Annotated in this window: 8 protein-coding genes; 1 reads left to right on the top strand and 7 read right to left on the bottom strand. The window is 73.0% G+C overall.

Annotation, left to right across the window (positions count from 1 at the left end; translation table 11 throughout):
- Nucleotides 1-265: 265 nt before the first annotated feature.
- Entirely contained in the window at nt 266-1228 is a 963-nt protein-coding gene (locus tag AB0J36_RS21875) for a TIGR03557 family F420-dependent LLM class oxidoreductase (protein WP_357123058.1), read from the top strand.
- A 114-nt stretch (nt 1229-1342) separates the two neighbouring features.
- Here the strand turns inward: AB0J36_RS21875 and AB0J36_RS21870 are convergent, their stop codons facing one another.
- From AB0J36_RS21870 to AB0J36_RS21840, 7 genes are all read right to left on the bottom strand, one after another.
- A complete protein-coding gene (locus AB0J36_RS21870; protein ID WP_357393400.1) occupies nt 1343-2473 on the bottom strand; it encodes a hypothetical protein in 1131 nt (376 codons plus the stop codon).
- Between the two features lie 49 nt (nt 2474-2522).
- The gene (locus AB0J36_RS21865; protein WP_357393398.1) at nt 2523-3320 is read right to left on the bottom strand and encodes an endonuclease/exonuclease/phosphatase family protein; all 798 of its coding nucleotides are present in this window, start codon (nt 3318-3320) and stop codon (nt 2523-2525) included.
- Nucleotides 3321-3328: 8 nt separating this feature from the next.
- Entirely contained in the window at nt 3329-4819 is a 1491-nt protein-coding gene (locus tag AB0J36_RS21860) for a phosphatase PAP2 family protein (protein WP_357171325.1), read from the bottom strand.
- A gap of 70 nt (nt 4820-4889) precedes the next feature.
- A complete protein-coding gene (locus AB0J36_RS21855; RefSeq protein WP_355051797.1) occupies nt 4890-5891 on the bottom strand; it encodes a YihY/virulence factor BrkB family protein in 1002 nt (333 codons plus the stop codon).
- Entirely contained in the window at nt 5884-6888 is a 1005-nt protein-coding gene (locus AB0J36_RS21850) for a diacylglycerol kinase family protein (RefSeq protein ID WP_363661050.1), read from the bottom strand. Before AB0J36_RS21850 ends, AB0J36_RS21855 begins: the two co-directional genes overlap by 8 nt.
- Nucleotides 6889-6981: 93 nt before the next feature.
- Nucleotides 6982-7560: a Clp protease N-terminal domain-containing protein gene (locus AB0J36_RS21845; RefSeq protein WP_355051888.1), complete on the bottom strand. Its 579-nt coding sequence runs from the start codon at nt 7558-7560 to the stop codon at nt 6982-6984.
- Entirely contained in the window at nt 7560-7796 is a 237-nt protein-coding gene (locus tag AB0J36_RS21840) for an HTH domain-containing protein (protein WP_007457155.1), read from the bottom strand. Before AB0J36_RS21840 ends, AB0J36_RS21845 begins: the two co-directional genes overlap by 1 nt.
- Nucleotides 7797-7901 lie beyond the last annotated feature (105 nt).

Raw genomic sequence — 7901 nt, 5'->3', positions numbered from 1 at the left:
CCGGCTTGCCGGCCTCGAAGAACGCCTTCACGAACCGCACCGCGTCCGGATCCGACCGCAGGAAGTCCGGGTTCGCGCGGGCCGTCACGGGGCGGTCATCCCCACCACAGGATGTGCGCCACACCGAGGGTCTTAACCGGTTAAGAGGACCGTAGGCGGGTCCACGACATCCGTCAAGCATCGCCCGGCCGAACCGGACGGGAGGGTTGACCGTTGCTGACCTGGGTATCCCGGGACGAACCGTCGGCGAGAAGGAGATAACGGGATGGTGAGCGTCGGCTACACCCTGATGTGCGAGCAGGCCGGACCGAAGCAACTGGTGGACCACGCGGTGCGGGCCGAGGCGGCCGGCTTCGACCAACTGGTGATGTCCGACCACTACTACCCGTGGCTGGACTCGCAGGGCCACTCCCCGTACGCCTGGTCGGTGCTCGGCGCGGTCGCGCACGCCACCTCCCGCGCGGAGCTGATGTCCTTCGTGACCTGCCCGATCCGCCGCTACCACCCGGCCGTGGTCGCCCAGAAGGCCAGCACCATCGGCGCGCTCTCGGACGGGCGGTTCACCCTCGGCCTGGGCGCCGGGGAGAACCTCAACGAGCACGTGGTCGGCGGCTGGCCGCACGTGCAGCAGCGCCACGAGATGTTCGAGGAGGCGTTGCAGATCATCCGTCCGCTGCTCAACGGCGAGACGTTGACCTTCTCCGGTAACCACTTCGACGTACCCGACGCCTACGTCTGGGACCGCCCCGCGCGGCCCGTTCCGATGGCGATCGCCGCCTCCGGCCGGCAGTCCGCCACGCTCGCCGCCGAGTACGGCAACGGCCTCGTCTCCACCGAGCCCGACCGGCACATCATCGAGATGTACGACGACGCGGGCGGCGCGGGCCAGCCCCGCTACGGGCAGGTGGCGATCTGCTACGGCCCGGACGAGGCCGAGTGCCGCAAGATCGTGCACGACCAGTTCCGCTGGTTCGGCATGGGCTGGAAGGTCAACGCCGACCTGCCGGGGCCGGAGTCCTTCGCCGCCGCCACCCAGTTCGTCCGCGAGGAGGACGTCGCCGAGGGCATCTCCTGCGGCCCGGACGTGGAAGCGCACGTCGACGCGTTCCGCAAGTTCGTCGACGCCGGCTTCACGCACGTGGCGATCATCCAGGTCGGCGGGGAGACGCAGCCGATGTTCCTGGACTGGGCGCAGGATCAGCTACTGCCCCGGCTCCGGGAGCTGTGAGCCACCCGACGGGCCGCGAACGGATCCGGCCGGCCGGGCACACGCCCGCCGGCCGGGTCGGGTTGACCGAGCTGCGGCTGACGGTCCTGCTCAAGCTGGTGCGCTGAGGCGTCGTCAGCGGCGCAGGCCCAGTGCGCTCAACACCTCGCGGGACGCCACCCGGGCCGGGTCGAGCACCGCACGCCGGGTCCACCGGGCCGCCGGCGTGACGGTGGCCCGCCAGACCGCGCGCAGGCCACGCGCCACCGGTACGACCGTCACCGACCAGACCCAGCGGATGCCCGACAGCAGCGGACGTACGGTGTGCCGCCACAGCCAGCGCAGCCCCAGCCCGACCGGGCGCAGCAGCAGTCGGTAGACCCACCGCAGCAGCCAGCCGGCGGTCCGCCACGCCCCCACCAGCGCGGCCACGACCAGCCGGCCGAACCCGACGACGAGCCACCAGACTCCCCGCGCCAGGCCGACCACGACCCACCGGACCGCCCGCGCCAGCGCGACGAGCACGGCGCCCACCGCCCCGGCGAGCACGGCGACGCCGCGCCACAGCAGCCGTCCGGCGGGGGCGAGGGCCACGCCCAGCCAGCGCAGCGGCCGCACGACCAGGTGCTCGGCCAGCCAGACCAGCGCCCGGCCCAGGGCCACCAGAGGTGGGCGCAGCCCGTGGCGGGCCAACCACACCAGCGGCGTCCAGAGGATCGTGCGGACCGCCCCGGCGAAGGCGTACGCCAGCCACACCAGCGGCAGCCAGACAAGCGTGCGGGCCACCCACGCCACACCCCGTCCCAGCCACACCAGGGGCACCCAGACGAGATTGCGGGCCACCCACGCGACACCGCGCCCCAGCCACACCAGGGGCACCCAGACGAGATTGCGGGCCACCCAGCGCAGGGGACGCCACAGCAGATGGTCGGCGCACCAGAGCAGCGGACGCCACACCAGCCGGTCCAGGGCCCAGACCAACGGGGCCACCAGCCAGTCGCGCAGGAACCGTCCAACCGGGGTGAGCAGGTACCGGCCCAGCAGCCGGCCGGCAGCCGCGATCAGCTCCCAGAGCAGGCGTACCGGCAGCACGAAGACCAGCGCGACACCGCGCGCGACGGCCGCGACGAGCGGCAGCGCGACGGTGTCCGGCTCGGTCGTGGGCACGGCCGGCGGCACCCGGTCCACGAGCGTCACCGTCGGCGCGGCCGGCCGGTCGATCGACGGCGCGGCCGGCGGCGGACGAAGGGTGGGGCGGTCGGTCACGGTGGGCACGGTAGCCCGGCAACGCCATCCGCCGGGGCCCCCGGCGCGGTCACAGGTCGATGGTGGCCAGCAGCGGATAGTGGTCGGAGGCCGTGTCCGTCGTCGCGTCGCGGATCACCCGGCAGCTCCGCACCCGCTCGGCCACCGCTCGGCTGCCCACAAGGTAGTCCAGGCGCATCCCGGCGAACTCCGCGCCGCCGAACCGGGTGGGGACGGTCAGACCCGCGGCCTCCGGCGCGTCGGCGTTGGCGGACGGCCACAGGTCGACCAGGTCGGCGGCGAGCAGCCGGGCGACCGCGCGGGTGTCCACGGCACCGCCGCGCCGACGGAGGTGCCGTCGCTTGTAGAGACCGGGCAGTCCGTCCAGACGAGCGGTGTGGTCAACCGTCGGATCGAGCGAGTTGAGATCACCCGCGAGCAGGGTCAACGGCCCGGGGGCGCGGCGCAGGGCAGCGACCAGCCAGTCGACCTCCATCCGTCGGCGGCCTCCGGAGTACGGGTACAGGTGGGTGCCGAGCACGGTGAGCGGCCCGGCCGGGGTGGACACCTCGACGCGGGCGGCGGCGTGGTGGAACGGCCGACGCAGGGGCCCCGCGGCGAGCGCCCGGTACGGCGGCCGGACCAGCACCGCCACCGGCTGCCCGAAGCAGGACCGGGCCAGGTGGGGCGTCATCCCGACCCGGTCCGCGATGGTGGCCATCAGTCCCGCCCGGTCGAAGCCGCGCAGCTCCTGCAACACCAGCACGTCCGGCGCCTGCTGGTCGACGACCTGGACCACCCGGTCCAGCCGGTCGGAGCCGCCACCCCGGCCGCCGGTACGGATGTTCCAGGTCATCACCCGAAGCATCGCGGTGCTCAGTCGGGTCGGCCGGCCCGCGCCAGCTCGTCGTCGAGGGTGTCCACGTCCTCCGACTCGATGGCCGGTTGGTTGCCCTCGGCCAGGTCGGCGTTGGGGCGGATCACGAGGTACAGCAGGCCGATCCAGAGCGCCGAGAGCAGGATCGCGCCCATGAAGTCGGTCGGGTGGTGCATCCCCCGGTACATCCGGGAGATCGCGACCCCGGCCGGCATGATCACGGCCAGCGCCACGAAAATCCACCGCCACCAGCGGTCGGTACGCGGGAACACGATCAGCGTGATCGCCAGCCAGACGCAGATCGTGGCCGCGATGTGCCCGGACGGGAACGAGGAGGTCGGCATCTGCCCGTCCAGGTTCTCCACCGGCGGACGCGGCCGGCCGACCACGTGCGCCGAGGCGAGGAAGAGGGTCAGCTCACCGACCATCGCCAGCACCACGAACAGCACAGGCCGCCACCGCCGCCACACCGCGAGCACCAGCGGGCAGAACACCAGCGAGATGAGCAGGATGGCGTGGGTGTCCCCGAACTTGCTCCACCACCAGCTCACGTCGGTCAGCACGTCGGTGTGCCGGTCGGCGAACCAGCGGGGGACCTCGGTGTCCAGGGTCGCGAAGAAGGTGCCCTTGGCGTGGTAGCTGACGAACGTGCCGAAGCCGTACAGCGCGCCGAACACCAGCACCCAGCCGACCAGCAGCTCGGCCACCGCCGAGCGGGGATGCGCCAGCACATGCTCCTCGGCCGGGGCGATGGCGATGTCGTGCCCCGCCTCCGGCTCCAGGCCCTCGGTCAGCGGCGGCACCGGCTTGCCGCGCTCGCGCCGCCACAGCCGGAAGGCGTACGCGGTGACGCCCAGCCAGGCGGCACCGAGCAGCCAGGCGCCCAGCACGTCGGAGACGAAGTGCACGCCCAGCGCGATCCGGGTCAGCCCGATCAGCGCCACCAGCACGCCGACGCCGACGATCGCGGGCTTGCGCCAGCGGGGCGCCATCGCCGGCAGGAACACCAGCAGCAGCGCCCCGTACGCGACGATGGAGCCGAGCGCGTGCCCGCTCGGGAAGCTGTTGCCGGGCGCGCTGGCCACCGGGACGTCCACCACCGGGCGGAGTCGACCGACGAGCGCCTTGAGCGACGGGTCGAGGATCAGCCCACCGACCCCCGTGACGATCAGGTAGACGGCCAGCCGGGGCTGCCGCCGGATCAGCAGACCGATCGCGGGGATCGCGACCAGCCAGATGAGGATCGGCCGGCCACCCAGGTCGGTCACCGCCTGGAGCACGGTCACCAGCGCGTGGTGTGGGGCGACGAGCGAGTTGAACCACTCGGCTAGCTCGTGGTCGGCGTCCTGCAACGGGCTCCACCGGAAGCGGACGAGCAACAGCAACAGTCCGAACGCCGCACCGGCGCCGATGACGGCGACCAGACCGGCGATGCTCCGTTCGGCGAAGTGACCGATCGGACGCCGAGTCACATCTTTGACCGCGGTCACCCCGCACCTCCCTTGTCGTACCTGGCGAGGCGAGGTACCCGATCCGCGTCCGGCGTACACCCGGACGCGCTCAGAGCGCGGTCATGTCCCCGGTGTCGAACAACTCGGCGCGGTCGGCCTCCGGCTCCCACAGGTCGGGCTGCGCCGGCTCCTGCACGCCGATCCGCAGCGCCTCCAACTGGGCGGCGAAGGCCAGCCCGCCGAAGAGCGCCATGCCGGTCAGGTTGGCCCACAGCAGCAGCGCCATCATGCCGGTCAACGCGCCGTACGTCTGCCCGAAGCCCTCGCTGAACTTGACGTACGCGGCCAGCAGCAGGCTGGCCAGCCACCACAGGGCCGTGGCGATGCCGGCGCCGAAGAACAGCCACGACAGGCCGGGCTGGTTGCGGCGCGGCGCGTGCCGGAACAGCACCGCCACGGCGAGCACGGTCAGGCCGAGGCTCAACGGAAACCGGATCACGTTCCAGATGATGTTGGCGGTCTCGCCCCACTCGTAGTGCTCGCGCACCGAGTCGCCCATCGCGCCGCCGCCGACGAGGATCAGGAAGCCGGCCAGCGCGGGCAGACCGGCGGTGACCGCCAGGACGGCCGCCCGCAGGTACTTCCACAACGCCGGGCGGTCCCGCTCGACGCCGTAGATGCGGTTGGCGCCCCGCTCGATCTGGGCCATCGTGGTGGTCAGCGCGACCAGACCGGTGAGCAGACCCAGGGTGAGCGCCAACTCCCCCGCGTCCTCGACGCGTTCGCCCTCGCCGAGCAGTTCGCCGACCACCTCGGCGCTCTGGCCGGGGGTGAGCGCCAGCACGGTGTCGGCGACGACCCGGCCGCCCTCCTCGACGCCCAGCTCGCTGATCAGACCGGTGAGCGCGATGAGGAACGGCACCACGGCCAGGCAGAGCTGCAACGCGAACGCGCGGGAGTGGCTGAACCCGTCGCCGTAGCGGAACCGGATGAACGCGTCCCGCAGCAGGTGCCAGCCGCCCTTGCGGCGCAGTGTGCGCCAGGCGTCGTCGGCCGACAGCTCCTCGTCGGCCATCAGCCGGGTCTCCGGCACGATCCGGGTGCTACTCACGGCGCGCTTCCTCGATCAGCTGCTCGCCCCGCTCCCCGGCGCCCTGTGCGTCGACGGACAGGTCGGGAGCGTCCTCGGGCTGCGGAACGCAGAGCCACAACGCCTGCGGCCGGATCTCGGCGCGGAGCTGCCGTCCGGGGGCGATGAGGTCGCCGTCCAGCTCCCGTGGCTGCGGGCGGTTGCTGCTGACCACCACCGTCCGGCCGCGGAAGACCTCCATCTGCGGCACCTGGCCGCTGCGGCGGACCACGGCCCAGCCGAGCGCGAGCCAGTGCCGCAGGTTACGCGGGGTGAGCACGGCGACGTCGAGCCAACCGTCGTCCGGCTCGGCCTCGGTCAGCAGGGTCACGCCGCCCTGGAGCCGGCCGACGTTGGCGATCAGCACCGAGCGGGCCCGGCGGCGCACCGGCGGGCGGTCGTCGATGCGGATCTGCACCCGCATCGGCCGGTCCCGCAGGTGCTTCACGGCACCCATCACGTACGCCGGCCAGCCGATGCGGGCCTTGGTGGTCTCGTTCGTGGCGTCGAGCATCTGGGCGTCGAAACCCATGCCGGCCATCACGGTGAAGTACTGGTCCTCCACCGCGCCGACGTCGAGCAGCCGCCGACCGCGTTCGACGGCGACCTGGAGGCCCGCCGGGAGGTCGGTGGAGAGGCCGAGGTTGGCGGCGAGCAGGTTGCCGGTGCCCTGCGGCAGAACGGCGAGGGCCACGTCGGTGCCGACAAGCGCGCTGACGCAGGACATCACGGTGCCGTCGCCGCCGCAGGCGAAGACCAGGTCGACGCCGTCCTTGACGGCCTGTTCGGTCTGGCCCCGGCCCGGGTCGTCGACGGTCGTCTCGAACCACCGCGGCTCGGGCCACCCGGCGGCGGCGAGCGCGTCGTTCACGGTGCGGCGCAGCTCGTCGAGATCGGTGACCTTCGCCGGGTTGACCACCACGGCGGAGCGCAGCCCGCCGTCGCCACCTGAGGGGCGCCTGTCCTGTCCAGCATCCACGGCGTCAGTGTGCAGCACCGGGCCGCTGTCAGCGACCCGGCGAACCGCAGGCGTCGGAAGTGCCACAGACAGGTTTCAACGCGCGGGTGCCCGTCACGCCGCCGCGCGCAGCGCCGCCTCCACCCGGCGGCGCAGATCGTCGAGGTCGACCCCGGCCTCGGTGAGCACCAGCGCGCCCAGTCCCTGGCCCTCACGCAGCACCCCGAGCAGGATGTGCTCGGTGCCGATGTGCTTGTGTCGCAGCCGCAGCGCCTCCCGCAACGACAGCTCCAGCGCCTTCTTCGAGCGGGGTGAGAACGGGCCGCCCAGGTAGCGGCGACGCCCCCAGCGGCGACGCGGGGCCGGCACCGCCTCGCGCAGCGCGTCGGGGCCGAAGGACTGTTCGATGCGGGCCACGATCGCGGCGAGGTCGATGCCGATCTCGCGCAGCGCCGCCGCGTCCGCGTCGCCGAGGCCGGCGCCCCCGCCCGTGGTGTGCCGCCGGACCCGCTCGCGCAGGTCGTCGGCGCGGACCCCGGCGTCGGCCAGCACCCGGCCGGCCAGGCCGTCCTCGTCGGCGAGCAGGGCGAGCAGCAGGTGTTCGGTGCCGACCGGCCGCCGGCCCTCGGCCCGGGCCTCCTCGAGCGCCCGCCGCACCACGCCTCGCGCCCGATCGGTGAACCGTTCGAACATCACGCCTCCCAGGATGAGTTGACCGCCGGTCGCCCGGCGTGCTTCTTGTGCACCGCCTGCCGGCTGACCTCGAGCGCGTCGGCGATCTCCTGCCAGGACCAGCCCTGTCGCCGGGCGTTGTCCACCTGGACCACCTCGAGTCGCTCGAGCAGCCGGCGCAGCGCGCGGACGGCGCGGAGCCCGACCCGGGGGTCGGTGCTGCCGGCTGCCGCCGCGAGTTCCGTTGCCTGACTCATGGGTGTCAACATACGTTGACAGACGCCATTCGTCAACATTCGTTGACACCGCGAACCCTGGTTCGCGTACCCCATGGGTCGATCCCACCCACACGCTGCAGTCAT

This window comes from Micromonospora sp. NPDC049662 (assembly GCF_040675055.1).
GTDB lineage: Bacteria > Actinomycetota > Actinomycetes > Mycobacteriales > Micromonosporaceae > Micromonospora.
Note: the sequence above shows the minus strand (reverse complement) of the source record. Positions and strands in the feature narration are given on the sequence as shown.